Genomic DNA, 24020 nt, shown 5'->3' with positions numbered 1-24020 from the left:
AAATACATCTGAATGTTTCTAAAATTAAAAATAGTAATTGCTGTTTTACTTTGCCTGTGCCTGCAAAGCGTCTGCGCACAAGTAGATAAACCTAAAAAGGAGCCCGTTAAAGACAGTGCAGCAGTTTATAAAAAAATTCAGAATTATTCTAAAAAGCGCAAGTTTACCAAAACCCTGCATAAATGGCTTTTCAGAACCAATAAACCGCGAAAAAGAGAAGCTGAAATTATAGAAAAAGACACTACCAATTACGATGGTAAGATCATACGCAAAATAAACGTAGTGACTTTGGATCCTTTCGGGCACTCGGTAGTAGATTCTACAGCTATGCCACGAAACTGGGGAGAAAGAACCGGTAATAAACTCCATTTAAAAACCAAAAAAATAGCTATTTATAATCTGCTGTTATTTAAAAGAAATACACCTTATGACGCTTATAAAGTGCTGGAAAGTGAGCGTATTATCCGATCGCAGCGATATGTGACTGCGGTAAAAATTACCAGAAAACTAGTAAGCAAAGAATCGGATTCCATTGATGTTACCATTCGTGTTTTAGATTCATGGAGTACTATTCCCCGATTGTCTTTTTCAAGCAACAGGATTGCCGTAGGGATGAAAGAAAAAGATTTTTTCGGTTCAGGACAGCAATTGGATTATCGTTTTACCAATCGTTTTAAGGACGGTGCAAACGGCAGCGATGTTACCTACACTGTTCCGAATATTGTCAATACGTTCATCAGTACGACCTTAAAATACAACATGGATCTCGACAATAATTATAGTAAAAGTGTTGATTTCGAACGGGCCTTTTATTCTCCCTTAACCAAATGGGCTGGAGGAATATTACTCGGACAGAGTTTCAGACGGGATAGTTTGCAGGGACCGGATTTAAATTATTATTTTCAGCCTTTTAAGTATGATTATCATGACCTCTGGGCCGGAAAAGCCGCAAAGGTTTTTGAAGATGAAGCTAACGGAATAACGAATCTGATTGTATCCGGGCGATTTTTGAATATTGACTACAAAGAAAGTCCGTCCAGGGATTTTGATCCCACAGATTATTATTCGGATGAAAAATTAATTTTAAGTGGTGTCGGAGTTAATACGCGAAGGTTCGTCAAAGACAGCTATATCTTTAGAAACGGACAGACAGAAGATGTCCCCATAGGCAGAATTTACGGGATCACATTTGGGTATCAATATAAAAACACGTTCTGGAGGCCCTATGTCGGGGCGCAGTTTTCTTTTGGTAATTATTACCGATTGGGATTTCTGAGCATGAATTTTGAAGCCGGAACTTTCATTCATCAGTCCAAAACATATCAGACGACCTTGTTGTTTGAATCTAATTATTTTACAAAACTCTATAGCATCGGAAACTGGAAAATAAGACAATTTATTAATCCTAAATTTGTATTGGGTATCAATCGTGTCGATGTTATTGGCGATCAGCTTAATATTAATGACCGCGAAGGATTGGCGGGGTTTAACACTGCTTTGTACGGGACAAGCAAAGTACTTTTGTCCTTACAAACACAGACCTACGCCCCTCACGCCCTTTGGGGATTTCGTATGAATCCGTTTTTTAATTATACTGCGGCCATACTTGGAAGTCAAAATCATGCCATGTTTAAAAATAAACCGTACCATAAATTCACTATAGGTTTAGTGATCAGTAATGATTATCTGGTTTTCAGTTCTTTTCAACTGTCGCTGTCCTACTATCCTACCATTCCGTTGCAGGGCGATAATGTTACGAAAACCAATACTTTTGAAACGACAGATTATGGACTGCAAACTTTTGAGCTGGCCAAACCAAGAGTTGTAGAATATAAATAAGTTTAAAATGAGAATCCTTTCTCTTATTTTTCTTTAAAAAGTAATTTTCTTTTAAATTTTAACCATTTTATAAGATATTAATAATCAAACATTTCCAAAACAATTAAAAATAACCCATCGATAAAACAGCTTTTTTATCGGTCGAATGCATTTAGTTTTTATTTTTGGCACAGTATATGAATATCGATCATTACGATTAATTAACATAAAACTAAAAAAAATGAAAACAATTAAAATAGCAATCGCGGGACTGTTTCTTTTGGTTGCAAGTGCTACACAAGCTCAGGTATCTGTAAACGTAAATATAGGAAGTCCTCCTGCATGGGGTCCTTCAGGTTATGCCGAAATGGAATACTATTACTTACCGGACATCGAAGCATATTACGATGTAAGAGCTTCACAATTTATTTATTTTGGAGGAGGAAGATGGGTCAGAACTGCTCGTTTGCCAAGACAATACCGCAATTATGATTTGTACGGGGGGTACAAAGTTGTTTTGACAGACTACCACGGCAGAACTCCTTATACTTATTTTGACAGACATAAAGTAAGATATTACAAAGGGTATCACGGTGCCCCACAAAGACCTTACAGACCAAGACCGGTTTATGGTTATAATGATCGTCACGATCATCATCGTAATGATTACAGACATGATAGACACGATAGACGACATGATAGACATGATGATAGAAACCATCATGATAAACACGACAGACATGACCACGATGATCACCATGGTGGAAGAAGATAATACTAAATTGCAAATTATTAAAGGGAAGAGAGTATCATAATCAGGATACTCTCTTTTTTTTGCTTCTGTTTTTTTCTAATTTTAGTTAAATCATTGCATTTTTTACATAAATTCATAACATAGTGATTTTGAGTGAATTATTAACAATTCGGATGTTATTTTAATCGAATTAAAACCTACATTTGCACCGAATTTTAAAAAACACCAAAAGATTTATGAAAAAGAATATTTATTTATTTTCATTTTTAACTTTGTTTCTTTTTGCATGTTGCGATAATAACGACAATAATGCAAATGATAATCAACCCGTTAATAACGTTACCATCAACAATGATGTAACAGAATTAGGTAAAAGAATAGATTTCACTACATCAGGTGTAATTTCAATCGAAAACACTTCAGTTACAGGAAAATCTGCTGCAACTGCTTCGACATCTTTTCCTTTAGTGCAAATTGGTGAAATAAAACCACCGGTAGACAGCCAGGGCAGAACATTACAAGCGAGTCATGTTGCCGTAAACGGAAACTACGCCTATGTATCTTATATTATGAGAGGCGATGCATATTCCGGAGCCATTGATGTTATTGATGTTTCAGATCCTTATAAACCAAAATTAGTAACTTCGGCCTTAATTGCCAATACTGATATTACTTCACTTACCTATTCGAATGGGAATTTAATTTTGGGAGGAGCAGCAGATATTGATAAACTTCAGTCTGTACCAAATCCTGCCATTGTAATTAATATGCAATTGAGCTCAGGTTTACTTACAGATAAATATACCACTAACTATTTAGAAAGCAGAGTTACCACTGACGTAGCTTCTAATGCCACTTCTTATTTTGCTGTAACCGGTGACAATGGAAGTTTGTTTAAACTGAATGCTTCAGGCAAAGCAGTAGAAGGAAAAACACCTATGGCAGATTTGCGTTCAATAGCCTTAAACGGAGATAAAATTGTAACCTTAAGCGGAACTAAGGGAGTCAATATTTACAGCCAGTCGACGCTGGCATTGCAAAAAAGCTTTACAGTATCTGCAGATGTAAGCGGTGCAAAAAGAACAATGGATTTTGACGGAACAAAACTTTTGATAGCTGAAGGATATAAAGGTCTTGGTGTTTATGACAGCAATAGCGGATCAAAATTGCAGACTATTGCCATAGCGACTGCAGGAGAAGATAATGTTACCAATGCTGTTGCCGTAAACGATGGTTATGCATTTGTTGCCAATGGTGCATTAGGCCTTAATGTATACAAAACGGGTACGCAACTAAACTTATTAGGAACCTTAGGAATTGCAGGTTCTACCAACTATGTAAAATCAAGTGGTGATTATATTTATGTCGCCAGCGGAACAGGTGGTTTAAAAATTATTAAGATGGAAAAACCAAGTACAACTTTTGCGAGCTGTACACTATTTGGAATCTACAATCAGGGCGCTAATCTGATTTTAAATTCAAATGAAGTAAAATCATATTCGGGAGCAACAGCTATTAATTCGGCTATTGTAAACTCCGGTGCAGTTTTAACACATTGTGGTTCTATCAGTATTTTAAATGGTTTAACCTTAAACAGCGGATCTACTTTTAATATGAGAGGAACCCTTGCACAAGGTAAATACCTGCCTTTAAGTTCAACAGAACTGATCATAAATAACAACGCCTTACTTCAAATTGAAGGTTCAGTAGTGATTTGGGGAGATTTACGATTAAACAACGGTGCTAAAATTAATTTTATTGGTAACGACTCTTCTATAACAATTTACGGCAAAGTGATCAAAAGCGGTACGGTTACGATTACCGGAACTTACAAAGACACAGAAAATAAATTAAAATAAATGCAGACTGCTCAGGCAGTTAAATAGATTTTTCATAGAAAGCTGTCAGATTAGTTCTGACAGCTTTTTTTTGTTTTTATTAAAAAATTAAATCAATTATTGACCATTAACATTTCATTTACATAATCTTCAAAAATATAATTAGTATTTTTGAAGCTCTTTCAAAACACCTAATTACAATATGCGAAAAATTCAGATACAGATTCTTTTTATTTTTTTAGCTGGAACTTTCATTTCTTTTGCACAACAACCACAAAAACCAAATGCTGTTGAAATTTACAATCAAATCAAAAAATTAAACTTTTTAGGTTCCGTATTGTATCTGGCGGCACATCCCGACGATGAAAACACGCGTCTGATCTCGTATTTGGCCAATGACGTAAATGCAAGAACAGGATATTTGTCATTAACGCGGGGCGATGGAGGTCAAAATTTAATTGGTCCGCAACTGCGTGAATTATTAGGTGTTATAAGAACGCAGGAACTAATCGAAGCCCGAAAAATAGATGGCGGAGAACAATTTTTTTCCCGTGCAAATGATTTCGGCTATTCCAAAAATCCGGATGAAACGCTCAAAATCTGGGACAAAGACAAGGTACTTTCGGACGTAGTCTGGACCATACGAAAATTCCAGCCGGATGTCATTATCAATCGGTTTGATCACAGATCTCCGGGTACCACACACGGACACCACACATCCTCTGCCATGTTAAGCGTTGAAAGCTTTAATCTGACCAATGACCCGAAAATATACCCTGAGCAGTTAAAATACGTAAAACCATGGCAGGTTAAGCGTCAGTTTTTCAATACTTCGTGGTGGTTTTACGGAAGCCAGGAAAAATTTGATGCAGCCAGTAAATCCAATTTCACCAAATTAGAAACAGGGGTTTATTACACCGGAATCGGAAAATCCAATCAGGAAATTGCCGCACTGAGCCGCAGCCGTCACCAATCTCAGGGATTTGGAAGTACCGGGGCGCGTGGAAATGAAACAGAATATCTGGAACTTATCAACGGTGATAGCCCAAAAGACCGCGATCAGTTATTTGATGGAATTGACACAACGTGGAACCGTATTAAAAACGGAAAACCGGTTGGGGAATTAATTTCTAAAATTATAGCCAAATATGACTTCAGTAATCCATCGGCCAGTATTCCTGACTTAATAAAAGCCTACACGATGATCGAATCGCTCGAAGACGATCACTGGAAAAGCCTGAAATCTTCTGCCATTAAAAACATCATTGCATCCTGCTCGGGACTTTATCTTGAAGCAGCTACCAGCGAGCAGGAAGCCACTCCCGGAAGTACCGTTAAATTAAGTCTTGAAGCCATTAACAGATGTGCTGTCGAAATGGAATTAACAAGTGTGACGACACTGCCGGATCATAAAAATACCATTCAAAACAGTATTTTAAAAAACAATGCTGATCTGAAAACTACTTTACAGCTTCAGCTTCCCAATACAATCGAATATACGCAACCGTATTGGCTAAAAGAAAAAGCCAGTGTCGGAATGTATACGGTATCCAATCAGGAAAATATTGGAATTCCGGATATTATCAGAGAAGTCAAAGTCATTTTTAACGTAAAAATCAATGGTGTTGAAATTCCGTTTGAGCGAATCGTTGTTTACAAATACAATGACGGTGTAAAAGGCGAAATGTATAATTTCCTTGATATAGTCCCTGAAGCTACCACTTCAATCCTGGAAAAAGTTTTGATTTTTAAGGATACCAAAAGTAAAATGGTCCCTGTAAAAGTCCGCGCCGGAAAAGATGACATCAAAGGAAACGTACAATTGGAATTGCCGAAAGACTGGCTGGTTTCCCCAAAACAAATTCCGTTTGCGTTAGAGAAAAAAGGAATGGAACAAACGTTTTATTTTGAGGTAACAGCACCAGTTCACCCGGAAGAAGCCGTTGCAAAAAGCATTGTCACAATAGAGAATCAGCGTTTTGACAAAGATGTGACGATTATAGATTACAGTCATATTACGAAGCAAATGGTTTTAAAATCTGCAGAATCAAAATGTCTCCGCATTGATCTGAAAACTTCGGGAAATGCAATCGGATATATTATGGGTGCAGGTGATGAAGTTCCTGAAAGCCTGACTCAGATGGGCTATAAAGTAACTATTTTGAAACCGGAAGAAATCACACCTGAAAAACTGGATTCATTTAATGCAGTCATTACAGGAGTTCGTGCTTACAATACCGTTAATGCTTTAGCCAACAAACAAAAAATACTTTTCGATTTTGTAAAAAGTGGTAAAAACATGATTGTTCAGTACAATACGTACGGCAGAACGGTAACCGATCAGATTGCACCGTATCCTTTAAAAATATCAAATGACCGTGTGACGGAAGAAAATGCAAAAATCACGTTTCTCGCACCCAATCACCCGGTTTTAAATACTCCCAATAAAATCAGTACTAAAGATTTTGAGGGCTGGACACAGGAACAGGGCTTGTATTATCCGGATCAGTATGACCCGGCCTTCACTCCTATTCTATCCTCACATGACAAAGGGGAATCTCCGAAAAACGGAGCCTTATTAGTCGCGCCATACGGGAAAGGATACTATATTTACACAGGTCTTAGTTTTTTCAGGGAACTGCCTGAAGGAGTTGCCGGGGCGTATCGGTTACTATCGAATATCATTTCACTAAAACAGCCTATAGAAGCTCCTAAACAGGAATTAAAGAAATAAATATTCAAAAATGGAAGATAAAAAAACAAAAAAATGGAAAAAAAGCTACACCTATGTTTTGGTAGCCAATGCTGTTTACATTCTGATTTTTTTCCTAATCATGCAATTATACTCATAACTTATGCAACTATTTGACTGGATCGTACTTATCGTTACACTTTTGTTTATTGTGGGGTACGGCTCCTGGAAAACCAAGGGAAGTAAAAATGTCGAGGATTTCATTTTAGGAAATCATGAAACCCCCTGGTATACCGTTGGACTTTCTGTAATGGCCACTCAGGCAAGTGCGATTACCTTCTTGTCGACTCCGGGACAGGCGTATCATGACGGAATGGGTTTTGTGCAATTTTACTTTGGATTGCCGATTGCCATGATTGTCATCTGTTTTACTTTTATTCCGCTGTATCATAAAAGTAAAGTTTTTACAGCCTATGAATTTCTTGAAAAACGTTTTGACATAAAAACACGATCGCTGGCGGCCATTCTTTTTCTGGTACAACGAGGCCTCGGAACCGGACTTACCATTTATGCTCCCGCCATTATCCTGTCGGCACTTTTAGGCTGGAACCTGACTTTTATGAACATCATGATTGGGGTATTGGTTATTATTTATACTTTTTCAGGGGGAACCAAAGCGGTGAATGTCACTCAAAAACAGCAGATGTTTGTGATTATGACCGGAATGTTTATCACTTTCTTCCTGATTTTGCATTACCTTCCAAATGATATGACTTTTACCAGTGCACTTCATATTGCAGGAGCAAATGATAAAATGAATATTGTTGATTTTTCCTTTAATCCCGAAGAAAAATATACGTTCTGGAGTGGCATTACCGGTGGTTTTTTCCTGGCGCTTGCCTATTTTGGAACCGATCAGTCGCAGGTGGGACGTTACTTATCCGGAAAATCAGTTCGTGAGAGCCAGATGGGACTTATCATGAACGGCTTGTTGAAAGTGCCAATGCAGTTTTTTATCCTGCTTACGGGTGTAATGGTTTTTGTATTCTTCCAGTTTAACCCGGTACCGTTAAATTTCAATCCGAATAATAAAATTGTCATTGAAAAATCCGCTTTTAAAGAAGAATATCATGTTTTAGAAAAAAAACTGAATACCCTTTCTGAAGATAAAAAAGTAATCAATTTATTATACATCGATCAGCTGAATCAGGATTATGACAATCCTATCTTGAGAAAAGAACTGGTGGCATTATCCAATAAGGAAAAAGATTTGCGGGACCGTGCCAAAGAAATCATTTCTAAAGCGGACAGTAACAGTGAAACCAATGATAAGGATTATGTGTTTTTTCACTTCATCCTGCATTATTTACCAAAAGGCCTTATCGGATTACTGCTGGCTGTGATTCTTTCCGCTGCCATGTCCTCGACAGCATCAGGGTTGAATGCTTTGGCTTCTACAACCGCCATAGATATTTACAAACGAAATCTGAAAACCGAAAAATCGGAGAAGCATTACTTAAATGCAACCAAATTTTTCACGCTTTTCTGGGGAATTATTGCCATTTTGTTTGCCTGCGTAGGTACTTTGTTTGAAAACCTGATACAGTTGGTCAACATTATTGGCTCCATTTTTTACGGAACCGTTTTGGGAATCTTCTTAGTTGGTTTTTACCTGCGTCGCGTTCAGGCGAAAGCCATGTTTTACAGTGCCATCATTAGTCAGATCACCATTTTTGTAATCTATTATTTCATGATCTACATCTACCCAAGCGGACAGGAAAAACTGGGTTATTTATGGCTGAATTTCATTGGTGCAATTTTGACGATTGTCTTATCATTATTAATGCAGCTTTTGGTATTTAAGAGAAATGAACTTGAAATGAATGAATTGTAGTTTTAGGTTTTATATATAAAGACAGCACACGGATTTTACTGATGTAACGGATTCTTCTCATGTCAATTTGAGGAACTCTGTTGCTAAATTATCTATCTTTGAGAAGCTAATCATTGATAAAGGCATCATTATGAAAGATTTAAAAAAATACAGCAATAAAACCAAAGCTGCTTTCATTTTGCTTGTTGTGATGCTTATCATTATTGTTAGCAATTTCAATACGCTTGAGAACTCGAAAAATGTCAACGAAAATATCAATGCCATTTATAAAGACCGACTGGTTGTGGCACACTATATTTTTCAGTATTCGAAAGAGATTCATTTTATAAAAACAGAAGCAGAACAGCTACATCTGAGCGATACCATCAAAAAGAATGAAATTACTACGACCTTAAAAGTCATTCATTCCATAGATGATTTATACAGCAAAACGGTTTTGACGCCAAAAGAGAAAACGTATTTTGAGGCTTTTTTAAATTCCTGTGAAACCATCCGGTTACAATCGCAAAACAATAACTGGAAACAGGTTTCGCAATCAGGTGCTGAAGCTTTGAGAACTTTAGAATTGTTGTCTGAAATTCAGATCACCGAAGGAAAAGCAAAACTAAAAGCGGCAAATGAGATGTACATCGGGAACAATAGCCTCGGACAGCTTCAGATTGCTTTGCTTATTATTCTGGGCGGAATCACCTTCTATTTATTAATTATAAAAAAGAAAAAAACAATCCGGATCCCGGAACCGCCGAGTTTGAATTGAGTTATGAGTTGTGAGTTGTGAGTTGTGAGTTTTGAGTTATGGGTTTTGAGTTTTGAGTTTTGGGTTTTGGGTTGTGAGTTTTGGTTATAAGTTATGCGTTATAAAAAACACAAATCTCCATAAATTGGAATTTGGTATTTTAATATTTTGGAATTTCAAAAATTCAAATCATGGTTTACAGATAAAAAAAATCCAAATCCCAATAAATTGGAATTTGGATTTTAAATATTTTGGAATTTCAAAAATTCAAAGAATTTGTTATCTGCTCCACTCAGCGATGCTGTCTTTGTTCATTTTTACATAATCCTGATTGTTGGCTGTTTCAGCAGCAGCTAAAGAAAGTTTTGCCGTTTCGATCGCTCCTTTTTTATCGCCTTGTTTGGCCTGGATCAATGATTTTAATCGCAAGATAAAATAAGGTTTATCAGTACTCATATCCAAAGATTTATCAACATAACTTCTTGCGTCTGCAATGTTTCCGTTAGATTGGAACAGGTATTGTGCTGCAGCAAAATAATCGTTTGATGTTGGTCCTGCCAGAGTTTTATCAATGCTGGTTGTTGCCGTTTTTGCAGTCGGAACTTCAAATTTTAAAGCCACATGTGAATTTTCCCAGGCAATTTCAAGAAAGGCAAAATTTGGATCTAAACCATTAATTCCAATCGTAAAAGTTTCAACCGGAGTTGGTAAAGCATTTTCTTTAACGGTCGTTCTCAAAGCCACATAGGCATCATTCCAGTTTTCCGGTAATCCCCAATTATCAGTGGAAAGATAGAAAATCACTTCCCAGCTTTCAATTTTAGGAATAGTATAAATTGCATATTTTCCTTTTTTTAATGTTTTACCATCAATCACCACATCATCGCTAAAGTTGATTATAGTGTTTTCGTTAGCACCGGTTCTCCACAATTTTCCAAACGGAACTAAATTTCCGAATACAGCTCTTCCTCTCGCACCTGGTCGTGAATAGGTAACTTCAACATCTGTTAAACCAACGGTTTGTTTGATGTAGGCTTTTGGACTCGCTTGTGGTGTTTTTATCTGCGCTTCCGATACAAAAGGTGCCATTATAATGGTTAATGCAATAAGTAATTTTTTCATTTAGTCTTAAGTTTATTTGTTTTGTTCAAATTTACAAATTCAATCCCCTAACAAATGTTAAATTTTATATAATTCAGGTTCCAAACTGTGATATTTTTTCAGCATTTAATTCCTTAAAATCATTAATAATGAAATCTGCAGTAGACAGGTCCTGTAATTTAGAATGATGGCTATTATAACCTATACACAACAGATTTGCGGCTTTGGCTGCCTTTACGCCATTGGTGCTGTCTTCAATTACAATACAATTTTCCTTTGGTGCGACTGACAGCGAGGCTGCATGAAGAAAAATAGCGGGGTCGGGTTTTGACTGCGGAAAATCTTCACCACTTACGATATCCGTAAAATACGGGTGAAGTTTAAATCGGGTAAAAACGCGTTCAATTGTTACTTTTGAGGCTGACGAAGCCAGTATTAACTGAATTCCGCTTGCATACAAATCCTTGATCAGATCGTGTACTCCTTCCAGCAGATACAGATCTTCTTTAGTATCAAAGGCATCATTAAAAATATTTCTTTTTCTCTGAATCAAATCCTCTACTTCCTGCTCTATCGTTGGAAAAAATCCTTTTAGGGCCTGAAAGGTATTACGCGTGGAAAATCCCGTAAACGAAGTGTACATTTCTTCCGACACATCAATATCCAGTTCAGAGAATTGTTTGTAATACGAATAACGGTGAACGGGTTCTGTGTCTACAATAACACCATCCATATCAAAAATTACTGTTTTTATCATTTTTTTTTAAGGGGCTAAGTGGCTAAGTGGCTAAGGGGCTAAGGTTCTGAGGTTTATTTTTGTTTTTTTTTGTTTCAGGTTTCAGGTTTCAGGTTTCAAGTTTCAGGTTATATGGTGTGGTAACTTTGTGAATGTTTTAAAACTTCAAACATGAAACTTGAAACTTCAAACTTGAAACCTGAAACCTGAAACTATTCCTTCTTAAGCAAATGTCTTATGACAGTTTCTGCGGCATGAAGTCCAAATAATCCGGGCATATAACTGTTGGTTCCGTAAAATGATTTTTTGAAATTTTTACCGTCTGTCAGTTTTAAGCTTTTGGTGTCCTGGATTTCAGAAGAGAAAACTACTTTCAGCTTGTTGATTTTTGCTTCTCTAAGACGTTTGCGGATTGTTTTGGAGAAATAGCAGTTTATGGTTTTGGAGATATCTGCTACTTTTACTTTGGAGGCCAGCATTTTCCCTCCTGCGCCCATACTGCTGATGATTTTTACTCTTTTGCGTTTAGCTGCAAAAATCAGATTCAGTTTAGGCGTAATACTGTCGATACAGTCCAAAACGTAATCAAACTCGGGCGAAACGATTTCAAAGGCACGTTCCGGAGATAAAAATTCCTGAACACGTGTTAGTTTTAGTTCCGGGTTTATATCCATTAAACGATCTCCTACAATCTTGATCTTGGCTTCGCCAACTGTAGAATGCAAAGCCGGTAATTGTCTGTTGATATTGGTAATGTCTACCACGTCGCCATCAACAATAGTCATGCTTCCTACTCCGGCCCTGGCCAGAAACTCAGCTGCAAATGATCCGACACCACCTAAACCAACCACCAGCACATTGGAGTTTTTCAGGTTTTCTAATCCGTTTTTGGTAAATAAAAGCTCGGCTCTTTCTGTCCACTCTGCCATATCTCTGTCTTTTTGTTTAATTTTTATGTTTTTTGTTTCAGGTTTCAGTTTTTTTTGGGCTGAATACCTTTTTTATTTATGGAATACTCTTTTATAATTACTTGAAATTACCTCTCGTAATTCAGTATCATTTAAGTTTTTATACTTTGAGGCTAAATCGTAAACCTGTTGTATGGTTTCTTCAACTGTATCTGTTTCGAGAAAAAAACGGTCATTAGCGATTTGCTGAAAAACAGTTTTTAATTCCGGATTTCTTAATAAATATTTTCCAAAGGAAAGGTAGAATCCTTCTTTTATCAACTGCTCTGCAAGCTGGCTGTTTTTTGAAAATCCATGAATAATCATCGGCACCGTTACCTTCATCTTTTTCTTAATCGCCATCACTTCCTGAAAAGCTGCCACGCAATGAATCACAACCGGTTTTTTGTATTTTTCGGCAAGAAGCAATTGTTTTTCGAAAACTGAAGTCTGCAGCTCCAGTGGAATTTCAATTCGTTTGTCTAACCCGCATTCGCCAATCGCCAGGCAATTTTGGGTTTGTAATTTTTCTTCTATAATTTTCAGATCGTTATCAACTCTGTCTTCTTCAATATACCAGGGATGAATTCCAATGGAATACAACGGAATTGAAGCATCAAATTCCCACGGATATTGATTCACCAGTTCTAAAATATCAGACTGGTTTGTGAACCGATGGGTATGAAAATTAAAAAAATCCATTAATGAAAGGTTTTAACACCTGCTTTAATTTCGATTTTCAAATCATTTTCCAAAGGCACCAACGGGCAGGAATATTTGTGGTTGTAAGCACAATACGGATTGTACGCCTGATTAAAATCAACTGCGATGGTCTCGCCTTTCGGAATTTTCAAATCAATATATCGTCCGCCTATATAGCTTTCTTTCCCCGAAGTCAAATCCGAAAAAGGCAAAAACAAATGGTCTTTATATTCTTTTGTTTTAGAAAGCTCAATACTTCTGTAAACATTCAATTGCAATGCAACACCATCTATCTTAAAATATAAAGTTCCGTATTTAATGTACTTTGGTGTTCTTGTTCCCGTGGTTTTCATTTCAAAAACCTTTTCGTTTTTCGCTTTTACCAATTTTGCATTCACAAAATATTTACCGTTAACCGGGTAAAAATCCAGCGTTTTAAATGACTTTAGATCTTCTTCCATCAGCGGACTGGTCTTAGCGTCAGCATATTCTGCGTTGATCGTCTTCTGAAATTTTTCGGCATCACTTTTATTGAATTTCTTTTGGCTAAAGCCTAAATTAAAAGCCAGCAGTAAAACAAATGCGATAATTTTTTTCATCTTGGAAATTTTATGCAAAAATAGTTTAAAAGTAACAAAGCAGCAACCGCTCTACGTTACAAAGTTTTCTAACTTTGTTGCAAATAACCTTTTTATAATGCTCAAGACCGCTTTTACCCACTACATCAATAACTTCAGAGGATTTTCGAGGGAAATCTGGATCCTTACACTTGTTACTTTTATTAATCGCGCCGGTACCATGGTGCTTCCGTTTTTATCGAAATATTTAAAAGAAGACCTTCATTTTACCTATAATCAGGTGGGCTGGATAATGGTTTCGTTTGGTTTGGGATCGATGCTGGGTTCCTGGCTTGGCGGTAAGTTGTCCGATAAAATCGGATTTTATAAGATCATGATTTTTAGTTTATTCACCAGTGGGGTTTTGCTTTTCTTTGTACAGTATATCACCACTTTCTGGGCTTTATGCGCTGCCATGTTTATATTGATGGTGATTGCAGACATGTTCCGGCCGGCGATGTTTGTTTCTTTAGGCGCTTATGCCAAACCGGAAAACAGAACCCGTGCTTTGACTTTAGTCCGTCTGGCTGTAAATCTTGGCTTTGCTGCCGGACCTGCCTTAGGAGGCCTGATCATTATGGGAATCGGGTATCAGGGATTATTCTGGGTTGACGGATCTTCGTGTATTGTCTCTATTTTAATCTTTGCCCTTTTGGTAAAGGAAAAGAAAAAAGTAACCCATGAGGATAAAATTGAAAGCGCTAAATCGGTAAAATCGGTTTTTCATGATACTATATTCTGGGCTTTTTTATTCGTGAGTTTTGTAACCGCCATGATTTTCTTTCAGCTTTTTACCACTCTGCCTTTATATCACAATGAAAAATTTGGCCTGAGTGAATTTCAGACAGGATTACTAATGACGCTAAACGGCCTTTTGATTTTTGCGTTAGAAATGCCGACCGTTGGTTTTATGGAACGCAAAGGCTTTCCTAAAATAAAGATTATCATTCTGGGCTCTTTTATCATGTCGTTAAGCTTCTTTTTATTACTGATAAATGTCTGGGCCGGAATATTAGTGATTTCAATGATTTGTATTTCTATAGGTGAAATTCTAACCTTCCCCTTCTCTAATGCATTTGCCTTAAGCCGCGCGCCACGTGGTCAGGAAGGACAGTATATGGCACTTTATACCATGAGTTTTAGTCTTGCACATATTGTAAGTTCCAAAGTTGGTTTCGAAATTATCTCCAGACTGGGGTATCAGATCAATTGGTTTTTTATGGCGTGCATCGGAGTTGCGGCCACACTTTGCTGCTTCTGGATTAGGAAGGCTTTGATAGACGAAAAAATCTCTTAAATTTTAATTCTAGTTTAAACTATTCATTTTCAATTTATTAATCTTAAATTGAACTGAATTCCTACGCTGTAAACTGAAATTTTAGTTAAATAACTATTTTTATAGTTGTGTAACTAGAAAAATAGTTGTAGGTTTGAATTAAAATTAGAAAACATGCAAAAGCTAACGAACAAAGAAGAAGAAATCATGCACATTTTATGGAAGCTTAAAAAAGCATTCGTAAAGGAAGTTCAGGCAGAAATAACCGAAGATCAGCCTCATTATAATACACTTTCGACTATTGTACGAAATCTGGAAGAAAAAGGATATGTGAGCCATAATGCCTTTGGGAACACGCATCAGTATTATCCAATTGTGACTATCGAGGATTACCGAAAAGGGTTTATGAGTACTGCTATTGATAATTATTTTAATAGTTCTTATAAAAGTATGGTTTCGTTTTTTGCCAAAGAAGAAAAAATATCCGCAGCAGAATTACGCGAAATTCTGGCTATGATTGAAAATCCAAAAGAAGAAAAATAATCGTTTATGGAAGCACTTTTCATTTTTATCGCAAAATCAAGTGGATTACTGGCTTTGTTTTACTTTGCATATTATTTATTACTGCGCAAGGAAACTTTTTTCAACAGCAACAGATGGTTTTTACTGGCCGGTCTGATTACAGCTGTGGTACTGCCTTTTTTAGTGTATACTAAAGTAGTATGGATCGATCCTGTACCCGTTTCCAATATGGGCTACTCTCCTGCTTTTACACCGCATGCTATACAGGAAGAGCCTTTTGAAATTGACTGGAATCTGGTTTCTCTTGCCATTTACGCACTTGGTTTTACGGCTTTTCTGGTAAAATTCGGAATAGATTTTTACAGCCTGAATTCGGTTTTAAAAGGCAAAAAAGTACAACAGCAAGCTGATTTTAAATTTATCGATACCAATGAAAATATTGCCCCATTTTCTTATTTTGATTATATCGTGTACAACTCATCACTGTACAGCGCCTCAGAATTAGAAAGTATTATTGAGCATGAAAAGGTACATAGCGATCAGAATCACACTGTTGATGTTCTGATCTCAAGACTCTTTTGTGTACTGTTTTGGTTCAATCCTGTTATCTGGCTTTATAAAAAAGCTATTCTTCAAAATCTTGAATTCATTGCAGATAGCGAAGCGGCCAAAAAAATATCCGACAAAAAAGCGTATCAGTACACGCTTTTAAAAATAACAGCTCATGAAAGCTGTGTTTCAATCACCAATCATTTTTATCAATCATTAATCAAAAAACGAATTGTCATGTTAAACAAAAATCAATCAAAAAAGAGGAATTATTTAAAGTATTATGCCATAATTCCGGCACTTCTAGCCTTTGTTTTATTATTTCAGGTTAAAACAATTGCACAGGAGAAAGCAGCAGACCCTATTACAAACATCGATCCTAAAGGGATAGAATCTATGGATGTATTCAATATTTCCAAAACTACTACTGATGCCGAAATTGAGGAAAGACTTAAAATTTTAAAAGAAAAACATCAGATTACAGCAGTTATTTCCGAATTAAAAAGAGATTCTGATAATCAGATCACTTCCATTCAGATTGAATTGAAAAATAAAAACGGAACTGTTAAAGTAAAAAGGACAGAATCTACCAATGGAATTGACAAAATCGGAATCATTGTGATTAAGGAGAAAAGCGGTAAAATCAGTTTTAATTTTTCTGACGACGAGCAAATAAAAAACATTGACAGGTCTGATGAAGACCAGGATGATGAAATGAGAGAAGTCGAAAATATTGAAGCTCCTGATGCTCCCAATGCTCCTGATGCTCCAGGTGCTTACGGTACTCCCACTCCGCCAACACCACCTACACCTCCCTCTTTTCCGGGTGGTCCTATGCCTCAGGTCCCTGCATCGGCTATGGCCAATATGCCAAAACCACCCACACATCCAGGAAATGTGAACGATAAAGCAGCCATGAAAAAATTCGAAAAGGAAATGGCTGAATTTGAGAAAAAAATGGAGGCATTTGAACCGGATATGGCTTCCTACGAAAAAGAAGTAGAAGAAGTAATGTCAAAACGTGAAGCTATTTTTGAAAAAGAAATGGAGAAATATGACATTGCCATGGAGAAATTCAATGCTGATATGGAAAAATTTAACCAGCAAAACAATCAAAATGTCAATTTCAATAAGAGACAATATCAAATCGACATGAAACAGCATGCGATTGATATGAAGCAATATGAAAAAGACATGAAACAGCACGCTAAAGATATGAAGCAACAGGAGAAAGACATGAAGCAGCATCAAAAAGACATGATTCAACATCAAAAAGATATGGCTAAACAGGAAAAAGAAAGAGCCAACAGACAAAATAATTAATGCGTAAAAGTTTAAAAACGTATAACTTATCAGAATCATAAAAAAACCAGTGCACCACACTGGTTTTTTTTACGTCAAAAAATCAATTCTAATTTATTTGAATCCTGTTACAATGAAAAAAATAGTATGTATTTTATTTTTAATACTTTGCTTTTCAGGTAAGGCGCAACAAAAATCAGAAGCCCTGACCGAAAAAGAGATTTTATTCCTAATGGATAAAAGTGCCGCAGATTTGCTGAAAGAAGCAAAAGCAAATTCAGTTTCTGTAGGCGTTGTGAAAGATGGCAAAACCTATACGAAACATTATGGGGAAATAGACAAAGGAAAGGGTAATACCGCCACCAACGCTACGACTTTCGAAGTGGCTTCCATTACAAAATTATTCACGGGTTTGCTCGTGGCTCAAGCCGTTTTAGAAAAAAAAATAAATCTGGATGATGATATTCGAAAATACATTACCGGTGATTACCCTAATTTAGAATATGAGGGAAAAGCGATCAGGTTTCGGGATTTGTTATCGTTCAGAACGGGATTTAGCCATGATTTGCCTGATAATTCGGAAATCAGAAAAAACATAAATGACACCAGCTATCTTGCCTTTAAAAGACTGGACGATTCGTACAACAAAGCAACCTTTTTTCAGGGCTTACATGCCATGAAACTGGATACTTTACCCGGTAAAAAATTTAAATACAGTAACGGCAGCGTTCAGCTTACTGCACACATTCTGGAAAATGTGTATCATAAGAACTATGAAACTTTACTCAAAGAAAATATTTTCGACAAATTAGCCTTAAACGATACGCAGCTTCATCTAAGTCCGAATACCATAATTGCCAACGGATATAATTCAAAGAATATTCTAATGCCAAATTTATCAGATAATTTATGGGGAGCAGCCGGTGGTATCAAGTCGACTTTGGGAGATTTGGTAAAGTTGCTGGCCTTCGAACTGGATACTAAAAATAAACTTGCTGTAGAATCACAACGAAATCTTCTGGATAGCGAAACCATGTGGAACGGTTATTTTTGGGATGGAATTGAAGTAAGCGGTTTTGGGAAAAACAGCTGGAAACATGGTGGGGCTTTCGGTACACAAAATATGTTTTTGGTATATCCTGAAAGTAAATTGGGAATCTCTGTTATTGTAAATGTAAGTGATCAGAATACCAGCAGTGCCATCGGACATGCCGCTGCAAAATTAGCCTTAGCGCTATTGCCAGTAAAAGAATCACAAAAAGGAATTTACGGATATAAAATAAAAGGTAATTCGGTACAATTTACCTACGAATACAATACATTTTTTAATTCAGATTTGGTAAAAAGCGTCTCCGTTGCCGGTTCTTTTAACAACTGGAATACTGAAGACAAGAACTATCAAATGATTCGAAAAAACAAAAATACTTTTGAATTATCCGTTCCTGTATGCAACTTTAAAAAAGATTACCCCAATACTTTTAAATTTGTGATCAATAAAACAGGCTGGGTGGAAGCTCCCGAAAATATTTCGAACAAGGAAAATAGCGGCGACAAAAACCTTATTCTAAAACTTTACTAGTTTACAAATACAAATTACTATTACTCAGAAAGACTTTGCAGTTTAGCAAAGTCTTTTTTATATCTTTGAAAAAAATAAACCTGTCATGTATAAAATTTTAGCTAAAATCAATAAAGTCCTTTTACCTAGTTTTACGAAACAAGGTTTAGATATTACGAAAGCAAAAAAATGGCAAATGGCGCTTATTGGGTATCGCTATTATGTAACGAAACGTGCTTTAGATTAATTTTTTGCCATATTACTTCTGATTTATAACCATATTGTACATTCTTTGTATAATATGTATCCTTTTACATCTTTCAAACTCTTTTCTGTTCCGTAATTTGTAGTTTTGCTTTTCAGTATAAAATTGCAATGAAAAACAAAGAATTTAACCTCCCTCCTGTTCCGGCAGTCCTTTTGGCTATTATAAGTGTACAATGTGGTGCTGCAATTGCCAAAACCATATTTCCGGCACTTGGCGCGGCAGGAACAGCATCGATAAGAATTGGTGTATCTGCCCTGATATTATTATTGGCTTACCGTCCCAATTTATCGAAAATCACGGCGCCACAATGGAAAATAGTCATTCCCTATGGTCTGACTTTGGGTGCCATGAATTTAATCTTTTATATGTCCATCGAAAGAATTCCGATTGGGCTGGCTGTTACTTTAGAATTCATTGGCCCTCTTCTGGTTGCCATATTCGGATCGCGACGCTGGGTGGATTATTGCTGGGTATTGCTCGCCGCTGCAGGAATTGTTTTAATTGCCCCATGGACCAATAGCAGAATAGATCCGTTGGGGGTTATATTTGCATTGTTAGCAGGAGCGCTTTGGGCGGGTTACATTGTTTTAGGAGGGAAAGTTTCTAAAATCATGAACAGTGGCGAGGCCGTTTCTATTGGAATGCTTTTCGCTTCTATTTTAATACTGCCCTTCGGTTTTTATGAAAATGGATTAGTGAATCTGACTCCAAAACTTATGGGACTTGGAGTAGCACTGGCCCTGCTATCGAGTGCCATTCCGTTTACACTGGAGATGAAAGCTTTGGGACAGCTGCCTCCGCGAACGTTTAGTATTCTGATGAGTTTAGAGCCTGCAGCGGCAGCCCTCTGTGCCTTTGTTTTTTTACAGGAAAAACTGAATTTATATGAAATTTTAGCGGTTATCTGCGTTGTTATTGCGTCAGCCGGATCAACCTTAACGGCTAAAAAGTAAACGCATACCAGTCAAATTAGTATATAAAAAAACCTGTAAATCGTATTTACAGGTTTTTTTATATGCTTGATGCTTTTGCTTAGTTTTTAGGCAATAATACTGCATCTACTACATGAATCACGCCATTGGACTGGTTCACATCTGCAATTGTAACTTTAGATTTATTACCGCTTTCGTCGCTGATGTATAAATCTTTTCCGTCCATCCAGGCTGTTAGAGTACCACCGCTTACTGTTTTAAGAGTTGCTTTTCCTTTACCTGTTTTTATTGCTTTTGCAATATCCGAAGAATTCATCTTTCCGGCTACAACATGATAGGTCAGGATCGTTTGTAACGTTTTGATATTTTCCGGTTTCAATAATGTCTCAACAGTTCCTGCCGGCAATTTGTCAAACGCAGCATTTGTTGGGGCAAAAACGGTGAATGGTCCTTTACTTTGTAATGTTTCTACTAATCCGGCAGCTTTTACGGCAGCAACCAATGTGGTATGATCTTTTGAGTTAACAGCATTTTCTACAATATTTTTTGTTGGGTACATTGCTGCTCCGCCAACCATTACTGTTTTTTGTGCATTAGACGTAAATGCAAATCCTAAGGCTAAAACTGCTGTGGCTAAAAATTTTCTAGTTTTCATAATTAATATTTTAAGTTATAAGCTCATTTACGCTGTAATATTTGTTTTGGTTTTAGCAAAAAAATAAAAAATTAGAAATAAATATAAATTATCCTCAAAATATACCGTGAAACAAGGCATTAATGAAGGAAATTATTTTTAAATATTTTTAGAATAGGCTTCCTTATTGCATTACTTTTTTCGATAAATTAGTAACAAATTAATTCATTATGGAAAACCTGCCCCGAAAAGTAAGAAGTAAAAAGTTAAATGCCAGAGTCGATTTAACTGCTATGGTTAGCGTTTCTTTTTTGTTGATCATTTTTTTTATGGTCACTATTGAATTGGGCAAACCGAAAGCTGTCGATTTAACTTTACCTGAGAAATGGCATGATGATGGCGTTATCAGATGTGGAATAGGTACTAATAATCGCATCATCACAGTTTTATTAGATGAAAATAATAAAATAATACTCTATAGTGGGATTTTGGGATTAGAATCGGAAAGTCCAAAAGAAATGAAATACGGTAAAAATGGAATTCGTCAGGAACTTTTTATTAGAAATAAAAATATTCAGGAGTATTCTGCTCAATTGGGAAAACTAAACAGAGGAGCAATTGTGATCATTAAACCAAGTAAAAAATGCAACTTTAAAAATTTAATTGATATCCTTGATGAAATGACAATTGCTAAAATTGATACCTATGCAATTGTCAATGACTTTACTCCGGAAGAATCTAAACTATTAGCAGCAAAATAAAAACTAAACCTAAAACAAAATAGTCAAACAAAAAAGTCCCACGAAATGTGGGACTTTTTTGCTTCAGCTTAAAATCTATTTCTTAATAAATTTCATATTGGAACTGCCTAAATCTGATTTCACTTTTATAAAGTAATTTCCCGTTCTAAGCTTTGAAACATCAATACCGGAAACTGATTGTGCATTGGGAACTGCGATAACAAGTTGTCCCAGAATATCATAGATTTCCAATGCTTTTATTTCTATTGCCTGTATTGTGTGAATGTTTAAAATATCATTTACAGGAACGGGATATACCGTAAAATAATTCGAAAATTCGAAATCCTGAATACCCAGCGTTTTAAAGGTTGAAGTCTCTTTATTGGTCAGAACCGGAAAATTATAATCAAAATAGATATTTGCTTCATTCGTAAATGAATCTCCAACAACAAGCGTCGGTTTTGTCTTGATTTTAAAAGCGATATAACCGTCGTTATGATCGTCATCAAATGCAAGATTGATGTTTTCGAAAATAAATTCCACTTTATTTCCTTCTGAAATTTTGGTTTCAAAAGAATGACTTGAACTTGTCGGCACTAAGGTCGAAATATCGAATTTTGACAAATCGATCTTATCTTTAACGACAATATTTTCAGCAGGATAAGTTCCTGTATTTTCAAACCGAATCATGTAGTGGACATATTCACCTATTAAACCCGGAGCAATAACTGTTCCTTCTAAACAGGTTTTGTCATTAGGGTCTAAAGAGCCGACAACAGTTTGATTTAACGTAAAAACATTGTCGACCGGGGTTTCATCTGTACCAACTGATTCAATTGTTGTCATGAACTTTAATACATCGTCGATATTTACGGCCGGAGTTTCTGTCGGGTCATTCAAATTTAGCTTAAACACTATTTCCCTGCTCTCAAAAGGTTTTAAATTCGTGAAACCCCACTGAATGTTATTTACTGTTTTGTTGATAAAAGCGGTATCTGAAGAAATGTAATCAAAGACAGCGTCATCAAATTTAAAGTTAACAGAACCGGATTGTATGACATTCCCTTTATTTTTATATACTATTTTATAATTGCTGTTAAACCCGGGTCTTGCTGCATTTAAAGGAAGTAAAGTAACCTCTAAATCAGGATGAGTACCATTTGCAGTAATGCAAAAATCCTGGATAAAAGGACTGCTTTGCAACGGGAAATCAGCAATAACTGTGGAAGGCAAAACACTGAAAAATGATGAATTCTCTAAAATAACAGGCGTAATTGTATGTTTTCCTGCCTGAGGATGCAGAACATAATTCCCTGATTTATCAGTAATAAAATCCTGAGACAGCACACCATCTGTAATATTAAACTTTAGGAAAGGAAAAAGGGGATCATCAGTACCACAGCCATTATTATTAGAATCCCATCTTTGACTGCCTTTTACAGTATAAGAAATACCCCCAGGAATGAAAGTGCAATAAGAACCAACCATACATTTACCTGCTAATTGCGGATAAGTTCTATTGATACGATATTCTAAAGTGGAAAATTGAACTTCATCTGCACAGATGTATTTTAATTCATATTTGTTCGTATTATTTCCAAAAGAGACTGTTTCATCACTGCCATTTTTAATAAATATGGAGTTTAGCAGGTAGTTATTGGAGAGATTGATATCTACAGCACTATACATCGCAGAAGCGTCAAGTGTTGTAAGGTTATTGAATTTACAATTCAGGTATTTCAGGTTATCAATTCCGGACATTTTTAAATCAGTCAGCTTTGTGGAACTGCAATCAACATTGACCAGACCTGGAAGATTCTGCAGTACCAAAGTGGTTGAAGTTATGGTGGTATCTCCAAATCCGAATGCTGCACAATTTGCTGTTTCCAGCAAGAGAAAATCTGCAAGCACAAGATCTTTTATAGCATTTTGCGAACAATTAAAAGTGGTCAGTTTTGAAAGTCCGCCCAAATCAAGCTTTTTGATCCCGTTATTGCTGCAGTTTAGATAGGTTAAATTAGAAAGGCCGGCAATATTTATAGTTTTCAGCCCGTTCGAATTACAATCTAAGTATTCCAATTTTTTCAGGGTCGAAATGTTTAAATTGACAAGCTTATTACCCTGGATTTTTAAAGACTTAAGATTTATAAAATATTCTATTCCCGTAACATCAGTAATATAACGGTTCTCCTCCTGCAATTCGTAAATATTTAAAGCTTCAAAAATATCAATTTCCTTATCTCCATTCGTATCAGGCATCAGATACAGACCTTTACTATCTCTCGTAATTCCGCCAGCCAGTAAATCTGACTTAAATTGTGAATTTGAAAAAGTAATGATCTGGGCAGTCAAACCATTAAAAAAACATAAACTAATAACTAAAAAGTAAATTTTCTTCATATAA

Annotated in this window: 20 protein-coding genes; 13 read left to right on the top strand and 7 right to left on the bottom strand. The window is 36.2% G+C overall.

Annotation, left to right across the window (positions count from 1 at the left end; all coding sequences use genetic code 11):
• Positions 1-12 precede the first annotated feature (12 nt).
• The 6 genes from D0817_RS22360 to D0817_RS22335 all read left to right on the top strand — a co-directional run bounded on the left by D0817_RS22360 (position 13) and on the right by D0817_RS22335 (position 9753).
• Positions 13-1839 carry a BamA/TamA family outer membrane protein gene (locus D0817_RS22360; protein ID WP_127340573.1) on the top strand — a complete coding sequence of 609 codons (1827 nt, stop codon included), beginning with the start codon at positions 13-15 and terminating at the stop codon, positions 1837-1839.
• A gap of 220 nt (positions 1840-2059) precedes the next feature.
• Entirely contained in the window at positions 2060-2593 is a 534-nt protein-coding gene (locus D0817_RS22355) for a hypothetical protein (protein ID WP_127340572.1), read from the top strand.
• Positions 2594-2808: 215 nt separating this feature from the next.
• Positions 2809-4431 (top strand): LVIVD repeat-containing protein, encoded by a 1623-nt coding sequence (locus D0817_RS22350; protein WP_127340571.1) that lies wholly within the window; start codon positions 2809-2811, stop codon positions 4429-4431.
• A 181-nt stretch (positions 4432-4612) separates the two neighbouring features.
• Positions 4613-7144, top strand: coding sequence for a PIG-L family deacetylase (locus tag D0817_RS22345; RefSeq protein ID WP_127340570.1), 2532 nt, complete (start codon positions 4613-4615; stop codon positions 7142-7144).
• A gap of 121 nt (positions 7145-7265) precedes the next feature.
• On the top strand, positions 7266-8996 hold the full coding sequence (locus D0817_RS22340; RefSeq protein ID WP_127340569.1) for a sodium:solute symporter family protein: 1731 nt from the start codon (positions 7266-7268) through the stop codon (positions 8994-8996).
• A 130-nt stretch (positions 8997-9126) separates the two neighbouring features.
• Positions 9127-9753, top strand: a complete 627-nt coding sequence (locus D0817_RS22335) for an MCP four helix bundle domain-containing protein (RefSeq protein WP_127340568.1) — start codon at positions 9127-9129, stop codon at positions 9751-9753.
• Between the two features lie 258 nt (positions 9754-10011).
• On the opposite strand, the gene D0817_RS22330 is transcribed toward D0817_RS22335, so the two are convergent.
• The 5 genes from D0817_RS22330 to D0817_RS22310 form a co-directional block, all read right to left on the bottom strand.
• Complete coding sequence (locus D0817_RS22330) at positions 10012-10854, bottom strand: DUF2911 domain-containing protein (RefSeq protein ID WP_127340567.1); 843 nt, start codon at positions 10852-10854, stop codon at positions 10012-10014.
• Positions 10855-10927: 73 nt separating this feature from the next.
• Positions 10928-11590 carry an HAD family hydrolase gene (locus tag D0817_RS22325; protein ID WP_127340566.1) on the bottom strand — a complete coding sequence of 221 codons (663 nt, stop codon included), beginning with the start codon at positions 11588-11590 and terminating at the stop codon, positions 10928-10930.
• A gap of 191 nt (positions 11591-11781) precedes the next feature.
• Positions 11782-12498, bottom strand: coding sequence for a tRNA threonylcarbamoyladenosine dehydratase (locus D0817_RS22320; RefSeq protein WP_127340565.1), 717 nt, complete (start codon positions 12496-12498; stop codon positions 11782-11784).
• 72 nt (positions 12499-12570) lie between these two features.
• The gene (locus D0817_RS22315) at positions 12571-13218 is read right to left on the bottom strand and encodes a TatD family hydrolase (RefSeq protein WP_127340564.1); all 648 of its coding nucleotides are present in this window, start codon (positions 13216-13218) and stop codon (positions 12571-12573) included.
• Complete coding sequence (locus D0817_RS22310) at positions 13218-13817, bottom strand: DUF1684 domain-containing protein (RefSeq protein ID WP_127340563.1); 600 nt, start codon at positions 13815-13817, stop codon at positions 13218-13220. Before D0817_RS22310 ends, D0817_RS22315 begins: the two co-directional genes overlap by 1 nt.
• 97 nt (positions 13818-13914) lie before the next feature.
• On the opposite strand from D0817_RS22310, the gene D0817_RS22305 reads away from it, so the two are divergent.
• From D0817_RS22305 to D0817_RS22280, 6 genes are all read left to right on the top strand, one after another.
• Positions 13915-15132 carry an MDR family MFS transporter gene (locus D0817_RS22305; RefSeq protein WP_127340562.1) on the top strand — a complete coding sequence of 406 codons (1218 nt, stop codon included), beginning with the start codon at positions 13915-13917 and terminating at the stop codon, positions 15130-15132.
• 153 nt (positions 15133-15285) lie between these two features.
• Positions 15286-15654: a BlaI/MecI/CopY family transcriptional regulator gene (locus tag D0817_RS22300; protein WP_127340561.1), complete on the top strand. Its 369-nt coding sequence runs from the start codon at positions 15286-15288 to the stop codon at positions 15652-15654.
• Positions 15655-15660: 6 nt separating this feature from the next.
• Positions 15661-17505, top strand: coding sequence for a M56 family metallopeptidase (locus D0817_RS22295; protein WP_127340560.1), 1845 nt, complete (start codon positions 15661-15663; stop codon positions 17503-17505).
• A 112-nt stretch (positions 17506-17617) separates the two neighbouring features.
• The gene (locus tag D0817_RS22290) at positions 17618-19063 is read left to right on the top strand and encodes a serine hydrolase (RefSeq protein ID WP_127340559.1); all 1446 of its coding nucleotides are present in this window, start codon (positions 17618-17620) and stop codon (positions 19061-19063) included.
• An 85-nt stretch (positions 19064-19148) separates the two neighbouring features.
• Entirely contained in the window at positions 19149-19289 is a 141-nt protein-coding gene (locus tag D0817_RS22285; protein ID WP_127340558.1) for an SsrA-binding protein, read from the top strand.
• Positions 19290-19417: 128 nt separating this feature from the next.
• A complete protein-coding gene (locus tag D0817_RS22280; RefSeq protein ID WP_127340557.1) occupies positions 19418-20263 on the top strand; it encodes an EamA family transporter in 846 nt (281 codons plus the stop codon).
• Between the two features lie 79 nt (positions 20264-20342).
• On the opposite strand, the gene D0817_RS22275 is transcribed toward D0817_RS22280, so the two are convergent.
• Positions 20343-20897, bottom strand: a complete 555-nt coding sequence (locus D0817_RS22275; RefSeq protein WP_127340556.1) for a fasciclin domain-containing protein — start codon at positions 20895-20897, stop codon at positions 20343-20345.
• A 209-nt stretch (positions 20898-21106) separates the two neighbouring features.
• On the opposite strand from D0817_RS22275, the gene D0817_RS22270 reads away from it, so the two are divergent.
• Entirely contained in the window at positions 21107-21637 is a 531-nt protein-coding gene (locus D0817_RS22270; protein WP_127340555.1) for an ExbD/TolR family protein, read from the top strand.
• A gap of 75 nt (positions 21638-21712) precedes the next feature.
• Here D0817_RS22270 and D0817_RS22265 read toward each other — a convergent pair whose 3' ends face one another.
• A complete protein-coding gene (locus D0817_RS22265) occupies positions 21713-24016 on the bottom strand; it encodes a DUF7619 domain-containing protein (RefSeq protein ID WP_127340554.1) in 2304 nt (767 codons plus the stop codon).
• Positions 24017-24020 lie beyond the last annotated feature (4 nt).

The organism is Flavobacterium cupreum (genome assembly GCF_003996965.1).
Classification (GTDB): domain Bacteria; phylum Bacteroidota; class Bacteroidia; order Flavobacteriales; family Flavobacteriaceae; genus Flavobacterium; species Flavobacterium cupreum.
The sequence above is the reverse complement of the archived record's forward strand: the minus strand, read 5'-3'. Positions and strand labels throughout refer to the sequence as shown.

What these genes read in the sequence shown, in the direction of transcription:
- D0817_RS22265 (WP_127340554.1), bottom strand. Translation starts at nt 24,016, where the DNA reads ATGAAGAAAATTTACTTTTTAGTTATTAGTTTATGTTTTTTTAATGGT.
- D0817_RS22330 (WP_127340567.1), bottom strand. Translation starts at nt 10,854, where the DNA reads ATGAAAAAATTACTTATTGCATTAACCATTATAATGGCACCTTTTGTA.
- D0817_RS22355 (WP_127340572.1), top strand. Translation starts at nt 2,060, where the DNA reads ATGAAAACAATTAAAATAGCAATCGCGGGACTGTTTCTTTTGGTTGCA.
- D0817_RS22350 (WP_127340571.1), top strand. Translation starts at nt 2,809, where the DNA reads ATGAAAAAGAATATTTATTTATTTTCATTTTTAACTTTGTTTCTTTTT.
- D0817_RS22320 (WP_127340565.1), bottom strand. Translation starts at nt 12,498, where the DNA reads ATGGCAGAGTGGACAGAAAGAGCCGAGCTTTTATTTACCAAAAACGGA.
- D0817_RS22325 (WP_127340566.1), bottom strand. Translation starts at nt 11,590, where the DNA reads ATGATAAAAACAGTAATTTTTGATATGGATGGTGTTATTGTAGACACA.
- D0817_RS22280 (WP_127340557.1), top strand. Translation starts at nt 19,418, where the DNA reads ATGAAAAACAAAGAATTTAACCTCCCTCCTGTTCCGGCAGTCCTTTTG.
- D0817_RS22300 (WP_127340561.1), top strand. Translation starts at nt 15,286, where the DNA reads ATGCAAAAGCTAACGAACAAAGAAGAAGAAATCATGCACATTTTATGG.
- D0817_RS22345 (WP_127340570.1), top strand. Translation starts at nt 4,613, where the DNA reads ATGCGAAAAATTCAGATACAGATTCTTTTTATTTTTTTAGCTGGAACT.
- D0817_RS22310 (WP_127340563.1), bottom strand. Translation starts at nt 13,817, where the DNA reads ATGAAAAAAATTATCGCATTTGTTTTACTGCTGGCTTTTAATTTAGGC.
- D0817_RS22315 (WP_127340564.1), bottom strand. Translation starts at nt 13,218, where the DNA reads ATGGATTTTTTTAATTTTCATACCCATCGGTTCACAAACCAGTCTGAT.
- D0817_RS22275 (WP_127340556.1), bottom strand. Translation starts at nt 20,897, where the DNA reads ATGAAAACTAGAAAATTTTTAGCCACAGCAGTTTTAGCCTTAGGATTT.
- D0817_RS22270 (WP_127340555.1), top strand. Translation starts at nt 21,107, where the DNA reads ATGGAAAACCTGCCCCGAAAAGTAAGAAGTAAAAAGTTAAATGCCAGA.
- D0817_RS22335 (WP_127340568.1), top strand. Translation starts at nt 9,127, where the DNA reads ATGAAAGATTTAAAAAAATACAGCAATAAAACCAAAGCTGCTTTCATT.
- D0817_RS22360 (WP_127340573.1), top strand. Translation starts at nt 13, where the DNA reads ATGTTTCTAAAATTAAAAATAGTAATTGCTGTTTTACTTTGCCTGTGC.
- D0817_RS22295 (WP_127340560.1), top strand. Translation starts at nt 15,661, where the DNA reads ATGGAAGCACTTTTCATTTTTATCGCAAAATCAAGTGGATTACTGGCT.
- D0817_RS22290 (WP_127340559.1), top strand. Translation starts at nt 17,618, where the DNA reads ATGAAAAAAATAGTATGTATTTTATTTTTAATACTTTGCTTTTCAGGT.
- D0817_RS22285 (WP_127340558.1), top strand. Translation starts at nt 19,149, where the DNA reads ATGTATAAAATTTTAGCTAAAATCAATAAAGTCCTTTTACCTAGTTTT.
- D0817_RS22305 (WP_127340562.1), top strand. Translation starts at nt 13,915, where the DNA reads ATGCTCAAGACCGCTTTTACCCACTACATCAATAACTTCAGAGGATTT.
- D0817_RS22340 (WP_127340569.1), top strand. Translation starts at nt 7,266, where the DNA reads ATGCAACTATTTGACTGGATCGTACTTATCGTTACACTTTTGTTTATT.